Source organism: Qingshengfaniella alkalisoli (genome assembly GCF_007855645.1).
GTDB classification, from domain to species: Bacteria; Pseudomonadota; Alphaproteobacteria; order Rhodobacterales; family Rhodobacteraceae; genus Qingshengfaniella; species Qingshengfaniella alkalisoli.
This window is the reverse complement of sequence record NZ_CP042261.1, coordinates 395,278-415,408: the sequence shown is the minus strand read 5'-3', so window position 1 is coordinate 415,408 and position 20,131 is coordinate 395,278. Positions and strand designations below refer to the sequence as shown.

The following is a 20,131-nucleotide window of genomic DNA, read 5'->3' as shown; positions in this document are numbered from 1 at the left end:
TCCTCGGCCCAGAAAACTTCGGAGGTTCTCAATGACCGACTTTACCTATGAGTTGGACGCCGATGGCGTTGCAGTCATCGCCTGGGACGTCAAGAACAAGTCCATGAACGTGATGTCCCGCGAAGGGTTTGTCGAGCTTGACGGGATGGTCGATAAGGCGCTGGCCGATGAGGCGGTGAAGGGTGTGGTCATCACATCCGCGAAGGACAGCTTCGCCGGCGGTATGGACCTGAACATCATCGCACGCATGAAGGAAGACGCGGGCGACGACCCCGCGCGTGGACTGTTCGACGGAATCATGCAGATCCACGCGATCCTTCGCAAAATCGAACGCGCCGGCATGGACCCCAAGACCAACAAGGGCGGTAAACCGATCGCGGCCGCCCTGCCCGGCACGGCGCTTGGTATCGGTCTGGAAATTCCGCTGTCGTGCCACCGCATCTTTGCCGCCGACAACCCCAAGGCCAAGATCGGTTTACCAGAGATCAAGGTCGGGATCTTCCCCGGCGCGGGCGGCACGACGCGCATCAGCCGCAAGCTGGGCGCAATGGCTGCCGCGCCTATTCTTCTGGAGGGCAAGCTGCTCGACCCGAAGAAGGCAAAGTCGAGCGGGATCGTGGATGAAGTCGTCCCTGCCGACGAACTGCTTGCCAGCGCGAAGGCATGGGTCCTGTCCGCCAAAGATGCGGATATCGTGAAGCCATGGGACCAGAAGGGTTACAAGTTTCCCGGCGGCGCGCCCTATCACCCGACCGGGTTCATGACCTTCGTGGGTGCTTCGGCCATGGTCAACGGCAACACGAAAGGCGTCTACCCGGCAGCCAAGGCGCTTCTGTCAGCGGTTTATGAAGGTGCGCTGGTGCCATTCGACACGGCGCTGAAGATCGAGGCCCGCTGGTTCACCAATGTGCTGATGAACCCGTCGTCGTCGAATATGATCCGGTCGCTGTTCATCAACAAGGAAGCGCTGGAAAAAGGCGCGAACCGTCCCGATGTGCCTGATCAGAAAGTCCGGAAACTGGGCATCCTGGGCGCGGGCATGATGGGCGCGGGCATCGCTTATGTCGCCGCCAATGCGGGGATCGAGGTCGCGCTGATCGACGCCAAGCAGGACGCCGCAGACAAGGGCAAGGCCCATGCCGAGAGCATCCTGGACAAGGGTATCAGCCGCAAGAAGGTCACACCCGAGAAGAAAGACGAAGTACTGTCCCGCATCCTGCCGACGACCGATTACGACGCGCTCAAGGGCTGCGATCTGATCGTCGAGGCCGTTTTCGAAGACCCGAAGGTCAAGGCCGAGGTCACGGCGAAGGCCGAGGCGATTCTGGGCGACGACGCGATCTTTGCGACCAATACCTCGACGTTGCCGATTACCGATCTGGCGAAAGCCAGCAAGCGCCCCGAGCAATTCATCGGTATCCATTTCTTCAGCCCAGTCGACAAGATGCTTCTCGTCGAGATCATCAAGGGCAAGCAAACGGGTGATGTGGCCGTGGCCAAGGCGCTCGACTTCGTTCGCCAGATCCGCAAGACGCCGATCGTTGTTAACGATGCGCGCTTCTTCTATGCCAACCGCTGCATCATCCCCTACATAAATGAAGGGTTGCGGATGGTGCGCGAGGGCGTGACGCCTGCCCTGATCGAGAACGCCGCCAAGATGGTTGGCATGCCGCTTGGCCCTCTGCAGTTGACGGATGAGACCTCGATCGATCTGGGCGCAAAGATCGCCCGCGCCACCCGCGCGGCGATGGGGGATGCCTACCCCGATGGTGAGGTGGACGAAGTCATCTTCTGGATGGAGGAACAGGGTCGTTTGGGCCGCAAGGCGAATGCCGGCTTCTACGCGTATGACGAAAAAGGCAAGCGTCAGGGTCTGTGGGACGGCCTGATCGATCAGTTTCCAGTCGCGGACGAACAACCTGATCTGCAGGAAGTCCAGCAACGCCTTCTGTTCGCGCAGGCGCTCGAAGCCGTGCGTGCGCTGGAAGACGGCGTGCTGATGGACATCCGCGAAGGCGACGTGGCAAGCATCCTTGGCTGGGGCTTCGCGCCGTGGTCGGGTGGTGTGCTCAGCTGGCTCGACATGGTCGGTGCGGCTTGGGCGGTGGAACGCTGCGACACGCTAACCGAAGCCTACGGAAAGCGGTTCGAAGCCCCTGCCCTGCTGCGTGAGCTGGCAGAGAATGGCGAAGGCTTTTACGATCGCCTTGATGGTCAGCGTGCCGACGCTGCCTGATTTGCACGGGGCCGTTTCGCGCGGCCCCTATTCCTTTTGATCGGGCGATCCGCGCAAGGTGATCACGGTGCCCGACAGAATGATAACCACGATCCCGAGCGCCCCTAACGTATCAATCCGGTCCCCGAACAGTGCCCAGCCCCAAAACACCGCGAAAACCAGCAGCGCGTATTCAAAGACGGTAACATAGGACGCTTCGCCCAATTGGTATGCCCGTGTGATGCACCCCACGGCAATGAGCGATCCGACCGCTTGAGCGAAGGTCCACAGCCACGCCTCACCTGACATCACCCCCCACATTCGAAACGAGAAACCTGCCGCGCCTTCGGGCGCGATCACGGGGAAGGTCGACAATACCCCCAATCCGATCACTCCGTACAATCCCATCCCGGTAAAGAAGCCGAAGAGCAGCGTCAGCGCATTTTCGTCTGAGCACCACTCCCTGGTGGCCACTGCCGTGAGCGCATAGAACAGCCCCGCAAGTATCGGCAAGATGCTGAACCAGTCGGAACCGCCAGTTTCCGGGCGGAGCACCAGGATGACGCCGACGAAGCCGCAAATCACCGCGACCGCTCGGATAAGGTCCAGTGGATGCCGATAGACCACAACAGAGAGCAGCACGACAAAAAGTGGCGCAGTGAACAAACCTGCGACGGCCTGTGATATCGGCATAATCGCCAGCGCGGCAAAGTAGATGATCAATGCGGTTGACTGAATAGCGGTGCGTGCAATCACCGGCGTCCATTTACGTGGCCTCAAACGCCACCCGCGCCAGCGCGCCACTGCCATCAGCATGCACAATGCCATAGCTGACCGGATCACCTGGAACTGCCAAAGCCCCGTAGTTTCCGCGATGATCACCACGTAGTTGTCGATCAGCCCCATTAGAGCCATGGCCGTCAGGATCAGACCCGCGGCGGACAGCGGCTGGTTGACTCGCGCATTTGTGAATGCCTTACTCATCAGCGCATTGGCACCAACCACTGCCATAAGGTCAAGGGTCGCATTGTCAGGGGCTCACGCCTGCACTACGTTCGACGCAAGAACCAAGAATAAGAGGCAGGCCCGTCAATGACGGCGTTAACCCAATACGAGCGGCTTGAAGCGCCCGGCGTGTGGCGTGAATCGGCACAGGCACAACGCAAGAACGTCTTCGTCTCACTGGGCGATGCAACGCTGATCATTCGCGATTCGGCGGAAACGGTGCTTGCGCACTGGTCGCTCCCCGCAGTCGAGAGATCCAACAGCAAATCGGATCCCGCAATCTTCACGCCCGCACCGGGCAGCGAAGAAATCCTTGAAATCGACGACCCGACGATGATCGACGCAATTGAAACCGTGCGGCACGCCGTTAAGCGCAGCGGCAGGCCGAGCGGCACGTTGCGCAAGATCGCATTCGCCGCAATTGCCTTGGCCTGCATCGCGGTCGGAGTTGTGTGGCTTCCCGATGCCGTGACCCGCCACACAGCGCAAGCGCTGCCTGACCCCACACGCGCGGCCATCGGGCAGAAGATGTTGTCCGAACTTGAAAAGGTGACGGGACAGGCTTGCGCGGGACGAGAAGGTCGCGCGACACTTGCCAACCTGCTGAATCGGTTGTTTTCAGGTGAGCAATGGAAAGTCGTCATCGTCCCTAGCGGACCGGCACTGGCGACACATCTGCCGGGACAAACGCTGTTGGCAAGAGCCGATCTGATTACGAAGCACACCGAAGCAGATGCTCTCGCCAGTGCATTACTGGTAGAAGCAGAAGAAGCCCGCCAAAGCGATCCGATGGTAAAGCTGATGACACAGATGGGGATGGGTGCTGCACTATCGCTTCTGACAACAGGTGCGTTACCTGACAAGAAAGTCGCCGACTATGCCGATGACTTCCTGATCCGCGACACCTCTACCCTGACCACAGACACAACGATTGGCCTGCTGGAAAGCGTTGGCATTTCGAGCCGCCCATACGCATACGCACTCGACGACAGCGGCGAGACCACCTTGGCGCTTATCGAGGCAGATCCCTTTCCGGCTGGCACGCCGGAGCCGCTGATGAGCGATTCCGACTGGTTGCGGTTACAAGGAGTTTGCGAGGAGTAGCGCCTAGTTCTGATACCGCAGGAAGGCGTCGGGGAAGCCCATCACCCGCGTTCTACGAAGAGCTTCGCGTGCGTCTTCCTCGTTCGCAAACGGACCAATGTAGATAATATCCAACTGTTGCTTGCCGCGTGCGGAATTCCTGACGCCACACGCCGAATCCTTTGACGGCTAGCTTGGCAATAGTCTTGTCGGCATTACGCGGCAATCCAAAAGCAGCCACCTGAATATACACCCCTGGTTCTGAAAAAACGGGCGCACGCACCGTGCCCGAAGGCGTTCGTGCAATCGCGGCGGTCATGTCGCTGGTCACGCAGGCGTCATCCGTGCGCTGCGCCAACACCGACTGTTCACCGATCTGGATTTCTACCGGGTCGCACGATGCGAACGAAGCCTGCGCCATGCCGGTCGCAAGAATAGCTGCGTTCAGGAACACTTTCAGCGTCATCAGCGGTTGCTATTCACTTTGTGCCGAACATCCGGTCACCGGCATCACCAAGCCCAGGAATTATGTAACCCTTGTCGGTCAGCCCTTCATCCAGCGCGGCGGTGATGATCGGCACGTCAGGATGCGCTTCCTTCATCCGCCCGACGCCTTCAGGCGACGCCAGAAGCGACATGAACCGAATGTTCTTCGCACCAGCTTCCTTCAGCAAGTCAATCGCGGCAACGGAAGAATTGCCCGTTGCCAGCATCGGATCAACGGCAATGACCAAACGGTCTTCAAGCTCCGTGGGCACTTTGAAATAGTACTGAACCGGCTGAAGCGTTACTTCGTCACGGTACAGCCCGACAAACCCCACGCGCGCCGCTGGAACCAATTCCAAAACGCCATCAAGCAACCCGTTTCCCGCGCGCAGGATGGAAATCAAAGCAAGCTTCTTGCCATCCAGCACCGGCGCGTCCATTTCGACAAGCGGTGTTTCAATGCGTTTGGCGGTCATCGGCAGATTGCGCGTCGCCTCATAGGCCAAAAGCTGACTGATCTCGCGCAGCAGTTGGCGGAAGCTCTTGGTCGAAGTGTCCTTCTCGCGCATGATCGTCAGCTTGTGCTGCACCAAGGGGTGCGTCACCACCGTCAGATGCGGAATGTCAGTCGCAGTTTCAGTCATCTGTCGGCTCCAGCTTCTTGATCAGTCTCTCTCGCGTCACAGCATCGCAAAACGCAGATTGCGCCGCAGTCATGTTTATGGCGCGGAAATCGTCATCCTGCCACCCGAATGTCTCTGCCAGATGGTCGTACTCATCCGTCATGCTCGTATGGAAAAATGGTGGATCGTCGGTTGATACGGTCACCTTAACGCCGGCATCGCGTAGCTTCTGGATCGGATGGCCATTCCATGCGCCATATACGCCAAGGGCCACGTTGGATCCCGGGCAGACCTCTAGCGTAATGCCGTCTTCAACCAGCCGTTCAACCAGCGCAGGGTCGTCAATCGCCTGTACCCCGTGTCCGATGCGTTCCACACGCAGATGGTCCAGCGCATCTCGAACGGATGCCGGACCGCCCCATTCTCCCGCATGAGCGGTCAGCCGCAAACCGGCTTCGCGTGCCAGATCGAAGCTCCATGCAAAATCACGCTTTTGCCCCATACGTTCGTCACCGGCCAACCCAAAGCCCACGATCCAGTCCCCAGCGGTTTCAGCAGCGCAAAGAGCCGTGTCTTTCGCCTGATCGGGCCCGAAATGGCGCACAGCCGTCACGATCCCACGCAAGATGGTTCCGAATTGCGCCTCTGCTTGGTCCGCGGCTTCCTGCATCGCTGCCAGATACTCCCGCCAAGCTGACACATCGCCCTTTCCGCAGAAATCCGGAGCAAGGAATGTTTCTGTGTAGAGGATGCCTTGCTCCGCCTGTTCCTCCAGAACCGCGAGCGTCAGGCGGTAATAGTCTTCCGGGGTGGACAGTACCGATGTTGCCACCTCATACACCTTCAGGAACTGGGCGAAGTCACCAAAAGCATATCCGCCCTGCACGTCAAAAGCCCGCGCAATATCAACCTTCTTTTCTTTGGCCAGCCCGCCAATGAAGGATGGCGGGGCTGCGCCCTCCAGGTGCAGATGCAGTTCGATGCGGTTCAGATCAGTCACAGAAAGCTGTCTCCGGGGCCGGTGTTGCTAAGTCCGAGATGCGCTGCAACAGATGCAGCAACATCCACGAAATTTCGCTGCCCGCGATACCCCAGCATATCCCGCCCCGCAATGCAGCCAATGACCGGTACCTGTTCGCGTGTGTGGTCCGTCCCGCGCCAGGTCGGATCATTGCCGTGGTCGGCTGTTATTAACAGCAAATCGTCAGATCGCATCTTGCTGACCAACTGGGGCACATGCGCGTCGAACCACTCCAGCGCCGCTGCATATCCCGACACGTCGCGTCGGTGACCATAAAGGCTGTCGAATTCCACGAAATTCGCGAAAATAAGACTGCCGTCTTCAGAGGTATCGAGGACATCAAGCAGATGCTCCATCAGTGTCGCATCATCGCCCTTGCGCACATCGGTGATACCTTGTCCCGAGAAGATATCCTTGATCTTGCCGATTGCATGAACCTTTCGCCCATCCGCCTGCGCCCAGTCACACAGCGTCGGCTTCGGTGGCGCAATGGCGTAATCGCGGCGGTTGGTTGTGCGGGTAAATCCTTCAGTCTCATTGCCAACGAAGGGCCGCGCGATGACACGCCCAACCTTCATCTTGTGCAATGTAGGAGCGAGGTCTTCGCAGAGGCGCAAGAGACGATCCAACCCGAAGGCATCTTCATGCGCAGCGATCTGAAAGACGCTGTCGGTCGATGTGTAGCAGATCGGCCAACCGGTGCGAAGATGCTCGGCGCCCAGCCGCGAAACAATCTCGGTTCCCGATGCGTGGCAATTGCCCAAAACCCCATCGACGTCGGCTGTCTTGCAAACCTCTTCGACCAAGTCAGCCGGGAAGGCGGGCTCGGCTTTCGGAAAGTAATGCCAGTCCCATGGAACAGGCACGCCTGCCAGTTCCCAATGTCCCGACGGTGTGTCCTTTCCCTGCGAATGTTCCCGCGCCACCGCCCAGAACGCGCCTTTTTGGGTCGGTTCCGGCCATGTGTCCAGCCCGCCAGGTGCGGGATCAACGGCGAGACGCATCGACTCGCCCAGCCCCATGCGGGCCATCGTGGTCAAGGACAAGGGGCCATGGCGACCCGTTTCCGCCTCACCAGCCGCACAGGATTGGGCGATGTGGCCAAGTGTGTTCGCGCCTTCATCACCGAACTCCGCGGCATCGGGGGCGCCCCCGCAACCGACGGAGTCAAGAACGATGAGAAATGCTCTAGCCATCAAGGTACCCTGTCATGAATGAGCGATGGGGCACTGCCCTTCTCCGCAACGTGAAAGGCGGATTTAAGGGCTTGCACCGTGCGTTCGAACCCTGCCTCATCCGCAGCATGGACCATTGCAAGCGGCACATCGGTGCCCACCCCCTGCCCCAAACTCGCCACGTCGGTCAGCCCCACGGCCGGATTGATCGCATCAGCGGGCTTGCGACGCCCCCCGCCCAGTTCCAGCACGATCTGACCTAAAGCGGTCCCGTCGATAGCTGCCACCACGCCGGCGCTATCAGGATAAACCGGACGGACCACCCCGGCAGCAGGCAGATACGCGCTGGACCGTTCGACGACATCAGTTGGGCCGCCAAGCCCATGCACCATCTCGGCAAACTTCTCGGCTGCATGCCCACTGTGCAAGGTGTCAAGCGCACGTCTTGCCCCCGCTTCCGCGGTGTCGGACATACCGCCCAACACCATCAATTCGCCGCACAGCACCAAGCTGAGTTGGCAAAGACGTGATTGCGGTTGCGGATCGGTCAGGACATTCAGCACCTCGGCGATCTCGACCGCATTGCCGACAGCAGGTGCCAAGGGTTGATTCATGTCGGTGATCAGTGCGCGGGTGGGCGTGCCCGCCGCATTGGCGACCTCCACCAAGGAACGGGCCAACGCCGAAGCATCTTCACGTGATTTCATAAACGCACCGGTACCACCCTTGACATCCAACACCATCGCATCCGCACCCGTGGCCAGTTTCTTGGACAGGATTGATGCAGTGATCAGTTCCTGACTATCGACGGTCGAGGTGTGATCGCGCAGCGCGTAAAGCCTTTGATCAGCTGGCGCGATTTCTGCACTGGCCCCGACAATGGCACAGCCGATCTGCGTGACCATCCGGCGCAGCGTCTCTTCCGACATGTCGGTTGAAACGCCCGCAATAGCTTCCAGCTTGTCCAGCGTACCGCCCGTATGTCCAAGCCCTCGGCCAGATAGGAACGGCGCATAGGCCCCCAGCGCGGCAAGCATGGGCGCAATCACCAGCGATGTAGCATCGCCCAGCCCCCCTGTCGAATGCTTGTCCAGCACCGGCCCAGGCAGATCCCAACGCAACACATGGCCGCTATCGCGCATGGCGCGGGTCAGTGACGCCGTTACGCCGGCGCTCAACCCTGCCTTGCACACAGCCATCGCAAAGGCCGCGCCCTGAGCATCCGATACCTCGCCAGAAGCAAGCCCGTTCGCAAAGGCCGACATATCCGCATCATCGAGCGTCTCGCCGCGCCGCAGCTTGCCCAATATGCGTTTGGGATCCATGGCGTCAGGCCCGCTCCATGTCTGCGGTGACGAATGCCCCCGGCAGAAGATCCGCGACAGTCGTGTGGTATTCCGTGCCCTCAGTCGTCGCCAGTGTCACTGGCACATCGCCCACCGCGAACTCGGACAGCTTCTGGCGGCATCCGCCACACGGCGGAACCGGGCGCGGCGCATCCGCCACGACATACACTTCGGTCACTTTCGTTTCACCTGCCGCAATCATTGCGGCAATCGCACCGGCCTCGGCACAGGTGCCTTCCGGGTAAGCCGCGTTTTCGACATTCACGCCGCTGAAGACGGCACCACTACCGGACTTTACAACCGCGCCCACTTTGAACCCTGAGTAGGGCGCATAGGCGTTCAGTCTGACCTTGAGGGCGGCATCGCGCAGATTCATTCCAGTGCTCCGACTCTTATCGTTTCGGACGATTCTGGTGCTGTCTGTCCGATGATGCAAGCAGGTGGTTCGTCGAAATGCGAACAATCCGGGGCTGTTGTCCCCGACTTACGCAGTGTAGTTACAGCGCAGGAGACAGGTGGAGAGACAAGAATGTCCGACGATCGGCACGACGCCCTGAAGCAGGCAGCGCTGAATTATCACGAATTTCCGAAACCCGGTAAGTTGGAGATCCGCGCGACCAAGCCGCTTGCCAATGGTCGTGACCTGTCGCGCGCCTATTCACCGGGCGTGGCCGAGGCCTGTATCGAAATCCAGAACGACCCTGTCAACGCCAGCCGATTTACATCGCGCGGCAATCTGGTGGCGGTCGTATCGAATGGTTCGGCCGTGCTTGGACTGGGCAATATCGGTGCACTGGCATCCAAGCCCGTGATGGAAGGCAAGGCCGTCCTGTTCAAGAAATTTGCCAATATCGACTGTTTTGATATCGAACTCGACGCCTCCGATCCCGAGCGCATGGCCGACATTGTCTGCGCGATGGAGCCAACCTTCGGCGCGATCAACCTTGAAGACATCAAGGCTCCGGACTGCTTCATCGTCGAAGAAATCTGCCGCAAGCGGATGAACATCCCTGTCTTCCATGACGACCAGCACGGCACGGCAATTGTCGTCGGCGCCGCGGCGACCAACGCATTGCAGGTCGCAGGTAAGTCGTTCGAGGACATCAAGGTCGTCTCCACCGGCGGCGGCGCTGCCGGTATCGCCTGTCTGAACGTGTTGCTGAAGCTTGGCGTGAAGCGCGAAAACGTTTGGCTGTGTGACATCGAGGGGCTTGTCTATGAGGGCCGCAGCTCGGACATGACCCCGCAAAAAGCGACATTCGCGCAAGCGTCGGACAAGCGCACTCTGGACGATGTGATCGAAGATGCAGATCTGTTTCTGGGGCTGTCGGGGCCAGGCGTCCTGAAGCCCGAGATGGCCGCGAAAATGGCCGAACGTCCGATCGTCTTCGCGCTCGCCAACCCGACGCCAGAAATCATGCCAGATCTGGTGCGCGAGGTAAAACCGGACGCGATCATCGCCACGGGGCGCTCCGACTTCCCGAATCAGGTGAACAACGTTCTGTGCTTCCCGTTCATCTTCCGTGGCGCTCTGGACGTCGGTGCTACCGAGATCAACGACGAAATGCAGCTGGCATGCATCGACGGCATCGCAAAACTCGCCCGCCAGACCACCAGCGCCGAAGCCGCTGCGGCCTATCAGGGCGAACAACTGACATTTGGTCGCGACTACCTTATCCCGAAACCGTTTGATCCGCGCCTTATGGGCGTGGTTGCCACATCCGTGGCCGAGGCCGCTATGAAGACCGGGGTGGCGACTCGTCCGCTGGACGACATCGCAGCCTACAAACAGAACCTCGACGGGTCCGTCTTCAAATCCGCTATGCTGATGCGGCCGGTGTTCGAGGCCGCGCGCCAGTCAGCCCGACGGATCGCATTTGCAGAAGGTGAGGATGAGCGTGTGCTCCGTGCCGCTCAAGCGGTTATTGAAGAAACGTCAGAGGTTCCAATCCTAATCGGCCGTCCCGAGGTCATCGAAACCCGCTGTGAACGTGCAGGGTTGGCCATTCTTCCCGGTCGCGATTTCGAGGTCGTTAACCCTGAAAATGACGCCCGCTATCGTGATTACTGGACGACCTACCTGCAGTTGATGGAACGCCGCGGGATCACTCCCGATCTTGCCCGCGCCATCACACGGACCAACACCACCGCAATCGGTGCGATCATGGTGCATCGCGAAGAGGCTGACAGCCTGATCTGCGGGACGTTCGGCCAGTACCTGTGGCATCTTAAATACATCAACCAGATCCTCGGAACCAAGGAGAAGCAGCCCGTGGGCGCGCTGTCCCTTATGGTGCTCGAAGGCGGCCCGCTGTTCATAGCAGACACGCAGGTCAACCAGACACCCACCCCGCAGCAGATCGCGGAAACGGTCATCGGTTGCGCGCGGCACGTCCGCCGGTTCGGGTTGGAACCCAAGATCGCGTTGTGTTCGCATAGCCAGTTCGGCGATCTGGATTGTGAAACCGGGCTTCGGATGCGTGAAGCGATGGAAATCCTCGATTCCGCCACGCGCGACTTTGCATATGACGGCGAGATGCATGTGGATTCTGCGCTCGATCCGGACGTGCGCCAAAGGATATTCCAAAGCAGCCGTTTTGACGGCGCCGCTAACGTGCTGGTCATGGCCAATACGGACGCAGCATCGGGTCTGCGCAACATCCTTAAGGCTAAGGCCAACGGCCTGGAGGTCGGCCCGATACTGATGGGCATGGGGAACCGCGCGCATATCGTCACGCCTTCGATCACGACGCGCGGACTGCTGAACGTTTCTGCAATAGCGGGCACCCCCGTGACGCATTACGGCTGAACCGTTGGGTAGTTATTGTCTCTGCGGCACAGGTTCGCTGGGCCGCGGAGGCGTCACCGCTTTGGCAACAACACTGCCATTGAGAAAGCTGCCGTCGAACCTGTGCCGCACCCGTCGCCGCGTTTCTCGCCGTCGTTCTGCCGGGTTTTCCGTGGACCGCGATCAATCTGCAAGCTTCAACTCGTCGCACGACGTCACGCGTCAGTGCTACCAGACGTGTGAAAGACCCGTCAGCGACCAGCATTGTGACTTGCCCAAGGAAGATTGAGCACGCTTGCCCCGCAGGTCGCGACCCGCATAGTCTTTCCCGCAGGGAGGACAATGTATGGGCTACAAGGACGTGTATGCGGATTGGCTGGCCGATCCGGAAGCATTCTGGCTGAAACAGGCCGAAGCGGTTGACTGGATCAGGTCGCCCACGCGCGCGCTGTTCGATGGGGACACCCCGTTCTACGAGTGGTTTTCTGACGCGCAGGTGAATACCTGCTGGAACGCGTTAGACCGGCATGTGGCCGCCGGTCATGGGGACCGGACCGCTGTGATCCATGACAGCCCCGTTACGGGCACGAAGTCTAGACTGACCTATGCGCAGTTGCTTGACCGCGTCGCCCGGCTTGCCGGTGCGCTGCAAGCGCGCGGTGTCACTAAGGGCGATACGGTCGTGATTTACATGCCGATGGTGCCCGAAGCCCTGATCGCGATGCTGGCCTGTGCGCGGATCGGGGCGATCCACTCGGTTGTCTTCGGCGGCTTCGCGGCTCGGGAACTGGCGGCGCGGATCGAAGACGCCCAACCCAAGGCGATCCTGGCCGCATCTTGCGGGATCGAACCAAGCGGGATTGTCCGATACAAGCCGCTGCTCGACGAGGCGATCGAAATCGCCGCACATGACCCCGAATTCTGCGTCATTGTGGAGCGCCCGCAATTCATACCGGACATGACTAGTCCGAGAGACATCGACTGGCAAAGCTTCGTTCAGGATGCCGAAGCGGTCGATTGCGTGGCCGTTGCTGGAAACGACCCGCTCTATATCCTCTACACCTCCGGCACGACGGGTAAGCCGAAGGGGGTTGTCCGGCACAATGGTGGGCACCTCGTCGCGCTGGCGTGGACCATGCGCAGCATCTATGACATCCAGCCGGGTGAGGTTTTCTGGACGGCCTCCGACGTTGGCTGGGTCGTCGGTCACAGCTATATCTGCTACGGTCCGCTGGTGAATGGCAGCACCACCGTGGTTTATGAAGGCAAGCCCGTGGGAACGCCCGATGCCGGAGCGTTCTGGCGCGTCATCGAAGAACACAAGGTTAAGGCGCTTTTCACCGCACCGACCGCCTTTCGGGCAATCCGGCGTGAAGACCCTGAGGGCGCTTTGATCGAGAAACACGATCTGTCATCTCTCAAGGCACTTTATCTGGCGGGTGAGCGCGCAGACCCGACGACGATTGACTGGGCCACACGGAAGTTGAACGTCCCGGTTATCGATCACTGGTGGCAGACGGAAACGGGTTCAGCAATCTGCGCCAACCCGATTGGGATCGAGCAACTGCCGATCAAGCCCGGCTCACCCACAGTGCCCATGCCCGGACATTCAATCGAAGTGCTCGGCGAAGACGGTGAACCCGTGACATCTGGCCAACTCGGCGCCCTTGCGATCCGCCTGCCCCTTCCACCTGGCACCCTGCCCGGCTTGTGGCGCGCACCGGATCGCTACCAACAAGCCTATCTGTCCCGCTTTCCCGGCTATTACGAGACCGGCGATTCAGGCTTCGTGGATGAGGATGGCTACGTCTACATCATGTCGCGCACCGACGACGTGGTGAACATTGCGGGACATCGACTGTCCACGGGCGCAATGGAGGAGGTCTTGGCCACTCATCCCGACGTCGTGGAATGCGCGGTAATCGGCGTCAGCGACAAGGTGAAAGGCCAGCGCCCCATCGGCCTTCTATGCCTCAGCACGTCATGCATTCGCGAGCCGTCCGATGTCGCCACCGAGGTCATCGACCTGGTCAGAAAGGAAATCGGCCCAGTGGCGTCTTTCAAGACAGCGATTGCCGTGAAGCGCCTGCCGAAAACCCGGTCAGGAAAAATCCTGCGGTCAGCGATGGCCAAACTGGCCGACGGAGAAGATCCAGCCATACCGCCCACCATCGACGACCCCGCCATCATTGACGAGATCAGGCAGGCGTTCCAAAACGCAGGCGTCCTGAAACGGCCCTAAACGAACTGTTCACGCAGTAACCGTTCCTCCAGCCCGTGACCCGGATCGAACAGCAGGCGGTGCGTGACTGCCGTTTCGCAGTGAATGTTGACAGCAATCACGTCGCGCACAGATCGCCCGTCCGCATCGGCCATGACCGGACGCTTCTTGTGGTTCAAGACTTCGAAGCGGACATGCGCCGTCTTAGGGAGAAGCGCTCCGCGCCAGCGCCTAGGACGGAAAGCCGACATTGCGGTCAGTGCCAACACATCCGCACCGATTGGCAGGATTGGCCCATGGGCGGAGTAGTTGTAGGCTGTCGACCCCGCTGGCGTGCAAAGCAGGGCACCGTCACAGACCAACTCGTCCATGCGTTCGCGTCCGTCGACAAAAATCTTCAGCTTCGCCGCCTGTGGTCCGGCGCGCAGCAACGACACCTCGTTGATCGCAAGTGCGTCATGCGTTGACCCGTCGGCGCGCTCTGCGCGCATGAACAGCGGGTTGACGAGCGCCTCTTCGGAATTGGCAAGGCGTTTCAGCAGGTCGTCGGGCGAATAGGCATTCATCAGAAAACCGACTGTACCGCGGTTCATGCCATAGACGGGGATGTTCAATTCTTGCGTCTCGTGAAGGGTGGACAACATGAACCCGTCGCCGCCGAGCGCCACGATCACATCGGCCTTCGCTGGATCAACCTCACCGTAACGTTCAATCAATTCCATACGCGCCTGTTCCGCGACCAATTCGCCACTGGATACGAATGCGAGCTTCCGTGCTGCAATCATTGCTGTCCTCCGCTTCCCCTTGGACATCGCGCGCCGAAACGTAAAACACAAGCGGAACCCGTCACCAACGGGGCTTTCGCAAATGGGTGCGATTGGGTAGAGAGACCGCGACGAGAGATTGCGCTCTCACCCCCAGAGAAGGGAGATCCCCATGAACGCACCCCAAGCAGATTCCGGTTTCTTCACCCAAAGCCTCGGTGACCGCGATCCAGAAATCTTCGCCGCCGTGACCAAGGAACTTGGTCGCCAGCGCAACGAGATTGAACTGATCGCGTCGGAGAACATCGTCAGCCGCGCCGTCATGCAGGCGCAAGGCACTGTTCTGACAAATAAATATGCCGAAGGCTATCCCGGTCGCCGTTACTATGGTGGCTGCGAGTATGTGGACATCGCCGAAAACCTGGCGATTGATCGCGCCAAGCAGCTCTTCGGGTGTGACTTCGCCAATGTGCAACCCAATTCTGGCAGCCAGGCGAACCAGGGTGTCTACACCGCACTTCTGCAACCGGGTGATACGATTCTCGGGATGAGCCTTGATGCGGGTGGTCATTTGACCCACGGCGCGAAGCCCAACCAATCGGGCAAATGGTTCAACGCGGTTCAGTACGGTGTGCGCCGTCAGGATCAGCAGATCGACTACGACCAGATCCAGGAACTCGCGACCGAACACCAACCCAAGTTGATTGTCGCCGGAGGCTCTGCCATTCCGCGCCAGGTGGATTTTGCCAAGATGCGTGAGATCGCGGACAGCGTGGGCGCATACCTAATGGTGGACATGGCACATTTCGCGGGCCTCGTCGCAGGCGGCCAGCACCCCTCGCCCTTCCCGCATGCCCATGTCGCAACCACGACCACGCACAAGACGCTTCGCGGCCCGCGCGGCGGCATGATCCTGACCAACGACGCCGACATCGCGAAGAAGGTGAATTCAGCGATTTTCCCCGGCATTCAGGGTGGCCCGCTGATGCATGTCATTGCAGCGAAGGCCGTCGCCTTTGGCGAGGCGCTGCGCCCTGAATTCAAGGACTACGCCGCGCAGGTCGTGAAAAATGCGCAAGCCATGGCCGACCAGTTGATGAAGGGCGGTTTGGACATCGTCACCGGCGGCACCGACACGCACGTCCTGCTGGTGGACCTGCGTCCCAAGGGCGTGAAGGGCAACGCAACCGAAACCGCACTGGGACGCGCCAACATCACCTGCAACAAGAACGGCATTCCGTTCGACCCCGAAAAACCGATGGTGACCTCCGGTGTTCGTCTGGGTACCTCCGCTGGCACAACCCGCGGCTTTTCAGAGGTTGAATTCCGCCAGATCGCGGACTGGATCGTCGAAGTCGTCGACGGGCTGGCCAAGAACGGCGAAGAAGGCAACGCCGATGTCGAAGCGGCCGTGAAGGCGAAGGTTCTCAAGCTCTGCGATCAGTTCCCGCTGTATCCGGGACTGTAAGACATGATCGGGCCGGACTCAGTTCGGCCCGATCCGCCCCGTGACCGTCAGAACGGCTACAATCAGCCCCGCCAGCACGATAAAATTGAACGCGATCTCGGCGACAATGCCGATAACGCGACCTTTGCGCCGATCGTCCGGGTCGATTCCATCGAGAAAATCCCGACAAATCTGGATCGAGTGCTTCACACGCCCCTCATCGACCTGCATCGCCAACTTGGGGTGACCTGACATCTGTTCGATCTTGACCAGATAGCGCCCCGCTTTTCGGACACGTCGCGGCAGGTCACGGCCCGCCCTGTGCAAACGCTTCTCCAACCCATTACCGGAAGAACCGAGCTTTCTGTGCAGAAGCTCGCTGAGCTGCTGGTTGGCTTTCTGGATGTCAATCTGCGCCATGGTTCCTCCGACGCGCAGAACATCTGTGAAAGGACGCAGAAAGGCAAGACAGCTCGGTTGACAACCTTGGACCACACAGGCGAAATCGCGGCAAATCTGAGAGGTCATCGTGCTCAACTGCATCATTCACGGAGAAGCCCGGCAGGATGTCGTGCCCCTTCTGGTCGTCCACGGCTTGTTTGGCTCTGCTCGCAACTGGGGGGTGATCGCCAAGCGGTTGTCCGATCAGCGGCAGGTGATCGCGGTTGACATGCGCAACCATGGTGACAGCGACTGGAAAGATGGCCACAGCTATTTCGACCTTGCCGACGATTTGGCGGAGGTCATCAACGCACATGGCACGAAGATGGATGTGCTGGGACATTCCATGGGCGGAAAGGCGTCCATGGTTCTTGCTACGGCGCATCCGGAATTGCTGCGCAAGTTGATCGTCGCGGACATAGCCCCCGTTACCTATAGCCACACCCAAATGCCGATAATTGACGCGATGCGATCCGTCGATCTGGATCGGATCAAGACACGGGGCGACGCAGACAGCCAGTTGCAGAACATCATTCCCGAACGCGCTGTACGCGCTTTCATCCTGCAGAACCTCGATCCGAAGTCGAAATCATGGCGGCTGAACCTTGATGTGCTTGCTCGGGACATGCCCAGGATCATCGGCTTTCCGGACATTGACGGGGTCTTTGACGGCCCAACGCTGTTCCTGTCAGGCGGCGCATCCGATTACGTCCAGCGCGAGCATCGCAGCAAAATCACGAAGCTGTTTCCACAGGCAAAGTTCGTTAAAATTCCTGGCGCGGGGCATTGGCTTCACGCCGAGAAACCGCGCGAGTTTGAAGCGACTGCGCGGGTTTTTCTCAGCAGTTAAACCTCGGGCGTACCGGGATCGAACACCGGATTGTCGGCCTTTTCGATCTTTCTTTCATCCCAATGTGGATCGTGGCGCTTGATACGACGGCTAATCAAGAAGCTGATCGGGTAGGCGAGCACAAGACCCAGAACGATTGCACCAAACACGGTGACGTAACCGGTCCATCCGAGCAATAGCACGACAAGGACAAAGGTCAGCGTCAACACCGTCGACGTCATCATCGTGATATAAAGACTCAGGCGGTCCATCGGAACTCTCCTTTGGTCTATCAACGCGTGATGACGGCGGAGGGTTCCGACACTGCCCTGCATTAGCGCATGTCGAGCGCCGCCATATATAGTTCCAGAACGGCTTCCTGTTCCGCTATCGTATCAGGATCCTGTTTGCGGCGGCGTACAATCGCGCGGATTGCCGTGGTATCGAAGCCTCGGCCTTTCAACTCGGCATAAACTTCCTTGATCTGCTCAGCGACTTCCTTCTTCTCGACTTCGAGACGCTCGATACGTTCCACGAAAGAACGCAGCTCGGCGCCGGTGACGCTTTGGGGATCGGTTTCGACGACGGACATTTTGCCTCCTGACACTGCTCAACGGGGTATTTTGCAGACATTCTCCTACCCTTGGAAAACCCGTGTCGCAAGCGGCGCAGATGTTGCGTCCACCAATACAAGCCGGTAGAGGCAAGCGACAGGAGGGCCCGGAATGCAATTTCTCATCTGGATCGGCGCGGCAATGTCGCTCATCGGCATGGCGGGTATCATCGGGTGTATCTCTACGGTCGCGAAAGCACGCAAAACCAGTACCTCCGACGAGGAACTGCGCGTGGCACTCCAGCAGGTCGTCCCCCGCAATCTGTTCGCCCTGCTGATTTCAGCTATCGGTCTGATCTGCGTTGTTCTTGGTATCGCGTTCGGCTGAGACCTCAGACGGGCACGTTATCAAACTGCTGTTCGATCAGGTCACCCTCGACGCGCCGCAATTCCAGCCGCAAATGACGGGACGTACTCGCATCACCTGCTGGTACGTCGAGCGCAATACGGCGCAGTCGGTCAACAAGCATCGCAAGTTCGCTCGCGCTGGCATCCCGCGCCGAATCTTCGATTTCATGAATCTGATGTAGGATCCTCTCGGACATCACGTGCTCCTCCCCAGTAGCAACACCTTTTCGAAAGTATGCCACAGAATCAGTAAAACGCAGATGACAACCGGCTTACTTTGGCTCTTGCGGCGCTTTGGCGCCGAATGTGTTATGGACCAATAAACGCAGACAGGTTAAACCAGTTCCATGGATATACGCGCCCTTTCCGACAACTATGCGGTTTCGCCACAGATCGAACCGCATGACATTCCGCTGGTCAAGGAAGCGGGATTTACCACGGTCATTTGTAACCGCCCTGATGCGGAAGTTCCTGTTGAGTTGCACGCCATCGCGATGCGAACCGCGATTGAGGCGGCAGGGCTGCGTTTTGTTGAGAACCCGGTCTCTCCCGGTGCCATGACGCTCGACAACGTGGCCACCCAGCGTGACGCGATGGCTGCGGCAGACGGGCCGGTTCTTGCTTATTGCGCGTCCGGAAATCGTTCATCTATCGTTTGGTCGTTGGTGAAGGCACCGGACATGGCGTTAGATGAAATTCTGGCCGCAACCACACGTGCGGGTTACGACCATTCAGGGCTGCGCGCACAGTTTGAAGCTTTCGCGTCTCAGTCCGACTGAACCGCTGTCAGTACCGCCGAGGGTGCGCTCGCTTCGTCAATCTCGAGGTCGGTGTAGCGAGAATCTTCGTCGCCCACCGCCTCGGCCCGCAGCTTTACGGAACGACAACCGCACGTTTGGCCTAAACGAGCCGTCGCGATCACTTCGCCACCGCTTCCAACCAGCGTAAGATGAGCCAGGGCTCTGCTCGGCAAAGGCAGGCTGTCTCCGGGCTTCAGTTCGGCAACGCGAGCAATTGGCAGATGGTAACGGTGCAGAACCGCCTCGATCGGAACGTCGCTTCCCATTAATGCGGCTTCGATGACAGCGGTTCCCGACATTTCGGCGGGCTTTGCAACCCCACCTCGGTTGACAGGCCTGGCCCTTTCGGGGATCGCCAAGCCAATCATGCCTTGCCGGATATGACCCAACTCGACGTCAACCTGTGCCAAGCGATACGGGACATCGGTCAATAGATGCGGGATTTGTTTCAGATCACCAACGTATGTTCCCGAGGTTAGTACGGGCGCGGAATAAATACCGGGGTGTTCGGACAGGATTGTGGTGGTTCCCCCGACGACAGACGCAAAGAATCGTTCTGTCAAATGCGCCTCCGTAGCCGTCGGCATACGGTCGGGCAATTCATCGCGTTCGATCCTGCCTGTGGTCATTGCCCCGATAAGCCCGGCGAGAACCTGCCGGTCCGCGACGATAAGCCCCTTTGTCTCCGATCCATCCCTCAAGCCAAACACAAGACTGAAGTCCGTGATTTGGTCAGCTAGTTGTTCCAAAGATAAGCTATACTCTGACTGATTGGCCACTTCTGCGCTTACAGGCAGCAGGTAGTGCGCCACTTTCAGCACGCTTTGTCGCAACGCTTGGGAAATCGAGACGGTGCCAGACTCCGGCTCCGCTTTCCCGTGTCTTGCCTTCCGACGCATCAAGCTTCTGTGCAAGTGTTCCATGTT

General features: G+C 59.3%; 21 protein-coding genes. 8 read left to right on the top strand and 13 right to left on the bottom strand.

The window, feature by feature from the left end:
* Window positions 1-31: 31 nt before the first annotated feature.
* Entirely contained in the window at window positions 32-2,236 is a 2,205-nt protein-coding gene (locus FPZ52_RS02175; protein WP_146363267.1) for a 3-hydroxyacyl-CoA dehydrogenase NAD-binding domain-containing protein, read from the top strand.
* 27 nt (window positions 2,237-2,263) lie between these two features.
* Here the strand turns inward: FPZ52_RS02175 and FPZ52_RS02170 are convergent, their stop codons facing one another.
* Window positions 2,264-3,199 (bottom strand): DMT family transporter, encoded by a 936-nt coding sequence (locus FPZ52_RS02170; RefSeq protein ID WP_168201247.1) that lies wholly within the window; start codon window positions 3,197-3,199, stop codon window positions 2,264-2,266.
* 108 nt (window positions 3,200-3,307) lie between these two features.
* On the opposite strand from FPZ52_RS02170, the gene FPZ52_RS02165 reads away from it, so the two are divergent.
* Window positions 3,308-4,324, top strand: a complete 1,017-nt coding sequence (locus FPZ52_RS02165) for a hypothetical protein (RefSeq protein ID WP_146363263.1) — start codon at window positions 3,308-3,310, stop codon at window positions 4,322-4,324.
* 52 nt (window positions 4,325-4,376) lie between these two features.
* Here the strand turns inward: FPZ52_RS02165 and FPZ52_RS02160 are convergent, their stop codons facing one another.
* Genes FPZ52_RS02160 through FPZ52_RS02135 form a run of 6 tightly spaced genes read right to left on the bottom strand, consistent with a single transcriptional unit; the run spans window position 4,377 to window position 9,363 of the window.
* Complete coding sequence (locus tag FPZ52_RS02160) at window positions 4,377-4,769, bottom strand: SPOR domain-containing protein (RefSeq protein WP_146363261.1); 393 nt, start codon at window positions 4,767-4,769, stop codon at window positions 4,377-4,379.
* A gap of 13 nt (window positions 4,770-4,782) precedes the next feature.
* Entirely contained in the window at window positions 4,783-5,433 is a 651-nt protein-coding gene (upp, locus tag FPZ52_RS02155; RefSeq protein WP_146363259.1) for a uracil phosphoribosyltransferase, read from the bottom strand.
* A complete protein-coding gene (locus FPZ52_RS02150) occupies window positions 5,426-6,412 on the bottom strand; it encodes an adenosine deaminase (RefSeq protein ID WP_146363257.1) in 987 nt (328 codons plus the stop codon). The genes upp and FPZ52_RS02150 overlap by 8 nt, the downstream gene beginning before the upstream one ends.
* On the bottom strand, window positions 6,409-7,629 hold the full coding sequence (locus FPZ52_RS02145; protein ID WP_146363255.1) for a phosphopentomutase: 1,221 nt from the start codon (window positions 7,627-7,629) through the stop codon (window positions 6,409-6,411). The genes FPZ52_RS02150 and FPZ52_RS02145 overlap by 4 nt, the downstream gene beginning before the upstream one ends.
* A complete protein-coding gene (locus tag FPZ52_RS02140; protein ID WP_146363253.1) occupies window positions 7,629-8,933 on the bottom strand; it encodes a thymidine phosphorylase in 1,305 nt (434 codons plus the stop codon). Before FPZ52_RS02140 ends, FPZ52_RS02145 begins: the two co-directional genes overlap by 1 nt.
* 4 nt (window positions 8,934-8,937) lie before the next feature.
* Window positions 8,938-9,363, bottom strand: coding sequence for a cytidine deaminase (locus tag FPZ52_RS02135; RefSeq protein WP_276617448.1), 426 nt, complete (start codon window positions 9,361-9,363; stop codon window positions 8,938-8,940).
* Between the two features lie 120 nt (window positions 9,364-9,483).
* Here FPZ52_RS02135 and FPZ52_RS02130 point away from each other — a divergent pair, with 120 nt between their 5' ends.
* Together FPZ52_RS02130 and FPZ52_RS02125 are read left to right on the top strand one after the other, a co-directional pair.
* Complete coding sequence (locus FPZ52_RS02130; protein ID WP_146363249.1) at window positions 9,484-11,763, top strand: NADP-dependent malic enzyme; 2,280 nt, start codon at window positions 9,484-9,486, stop codon at window positions 11,761-11,763.
* Between the two features lie 325 nt (window positions 11,764-12,088).
* Window positions 12,089-13,984: a propionyl-CoA synthetase gene (locus tag FPZ52_RS02125; RefSeq protein ID WP_146363247.1), complete on the top strand. Its 1,896-nt coding sequence runs from the start codon at window positions 12,089-12,091 to the stop codon at window positions 13,982-13,984.
* Here FPZ52_RS02125 and FPZ52_RS02120 read toward each other — a convergent pair.
* Window positions 13,981-14,745 (bottom strand): NAD kinase, encoded by a 765-nt coding sequence (locus tag FPZ52_RS02120; RefSeq protein WP_168201322.1) that lies wholly within the window; start codon window positions 14,743-14,745, stop codon window positions 13,981-13,983. The two genes, FPZ52_RS02125 and FPZ52_RS02120, sit on opposite strands and share 4 nt — an antisense overlap.
* 154 nt (window positions 14,746-14,899) lie before the next feature.
* On the opposite strand from FPZ52_RS02120, the gene glyA reads away from it, so the two are divergent.
* Complete coding sequence (gene glyA, locus FPZ52_RS02115) at window positions 14,900-16,195, top strand: serine hydroxymethyltransferase (protein WP_146363243.1); 1,296 nt, start codon at window positions 14,900-14,902, stop codon at window positions 16,193-16,195.
* Between the two features lie 18 nt (window positions 16,196-16,213).
* Here glyA and FPZ52_RS02110 read toward each other — a convergent pair whose 3' ends face one another.
* Complete coding sequence (locus FPZ52_RS02110) at window positions 16,214-16,594, bottom strand: hypothetical protein (RefSeq protein WP_146363241.1); 381 nt, start codon at window positions 16,592-16,594, stop codon at window positions 16,214-16,216.
* Between the two features lie 109 nt (window positions 16,595-16,703).
* Here FPZ52_RS02110 and FPZ52_RS02105 point away from each other — a divergent pair, with 109 nt between their 5' ends.
* Complete coding sequence (locus FPZ52_RS02105; RefSeq protein WP_146363239.1) at window positions 16,704-17,465, top strand: alpha/beta fold hydrolase; 762 nt, start codon at window positions 16,704-16,706, stop codon at window positions 17,463-17,465.
* Here the strand turns inward: FPZ52_RS02105 and FPZ52_RS02100 are convergent.
* Complete coding sequence (locus tag FPZ52_RS02100) at window positions 17,462-17,716, bottom strand: hypothetical protein (protein ID WP_146363237.1); 255 nt, start codon at window positions 17,714-17,716, stop codon at window positions 17,462-17,464. The genes FPZ52_RS02105 and FPZ52_RS02100 overlap by 4 nt on opposite strands.
* Window positions 17,717-17,778: 62 nt before the next feature.
* Entirely contained in the window at window positions 17,779-18,036 is a 258-nt protein-coding gene (locus FPZ52_RS02095) for a DUF2312 domain-containing protein (RefSeq protein WP_146363235.1), read from the bottom strand.
* Between the two features lie 133 nt (window positions 18,037-18,169).
* On the opposite strand from FPZ52_RS02095, the gene FPZ52_RS02090 reads away from it, so the two are divergent.
* Window positions 18,170-18,385: a hypothetical protein gene (locus FPZ52_RS02090; protein ID WP_146363233.1), complete on the top strand. Its 216-nt coding sequence runs from the start codon at window positions 18,170-18,172 to the stop codon at window positions 18,383-18,385.
* A 4-nt stretch (window positions 18,386-18,389) separates the two neighbouring features.
* Here the strand turns inward: FPZ52_RS02090 and FPZ52_RS02085 are convergent, their stop codons facing one another.
* Window positions 18,390-18,602 (bottom strand): hypothetical protein, encoded by a 213-nt coding sequence (locus FPZ52_RS02085; protein WP_146363231.1) that lies wholly within the window; start codon window positions 18,600-18,602, stop codon window positions 18,390-18,392.
* A 150-nt stretch (window positions 18,603-18,752) separates the two neighbouring features.
* Between FPZ52_RS02085 and FPZ52_RS02080 the strand changes: the two genes are divergently transcribed.
* The gene (locus FPZ52_RS02080; RefSeq protein ID WP_146363229.1) at window positions 18,753-19,184 is read left to right on the top strand and encodes a protein tyrosine phosphatase family protein; all 432 of its coding nucleotides are present in this window, start codon (window positions 18,753-18,755) and stop codon (window positions 19,182-19,184) included.
* Here the strand turns inward: FPZ52_RS02080 and FPZ52_RS02075 are convergent.
* A complete protein-coding gene (locus tag FPZ52_RS02075; RefSeq protein ID WP_168201245.1) occupies window positions 19,172-20,104 on the bottom strand; it encodes a FliM/FliN family flagellar motor switch protein in 933 nt (310 codons plus the stop codon). The two genes, FPZ52_RS02080 and FPZ52_RS02075, sit on opposite strands and share 13 nt — an antisense overlap.
* Window positions 20,105-20,131: the final 27 nt, after the last annotated feature.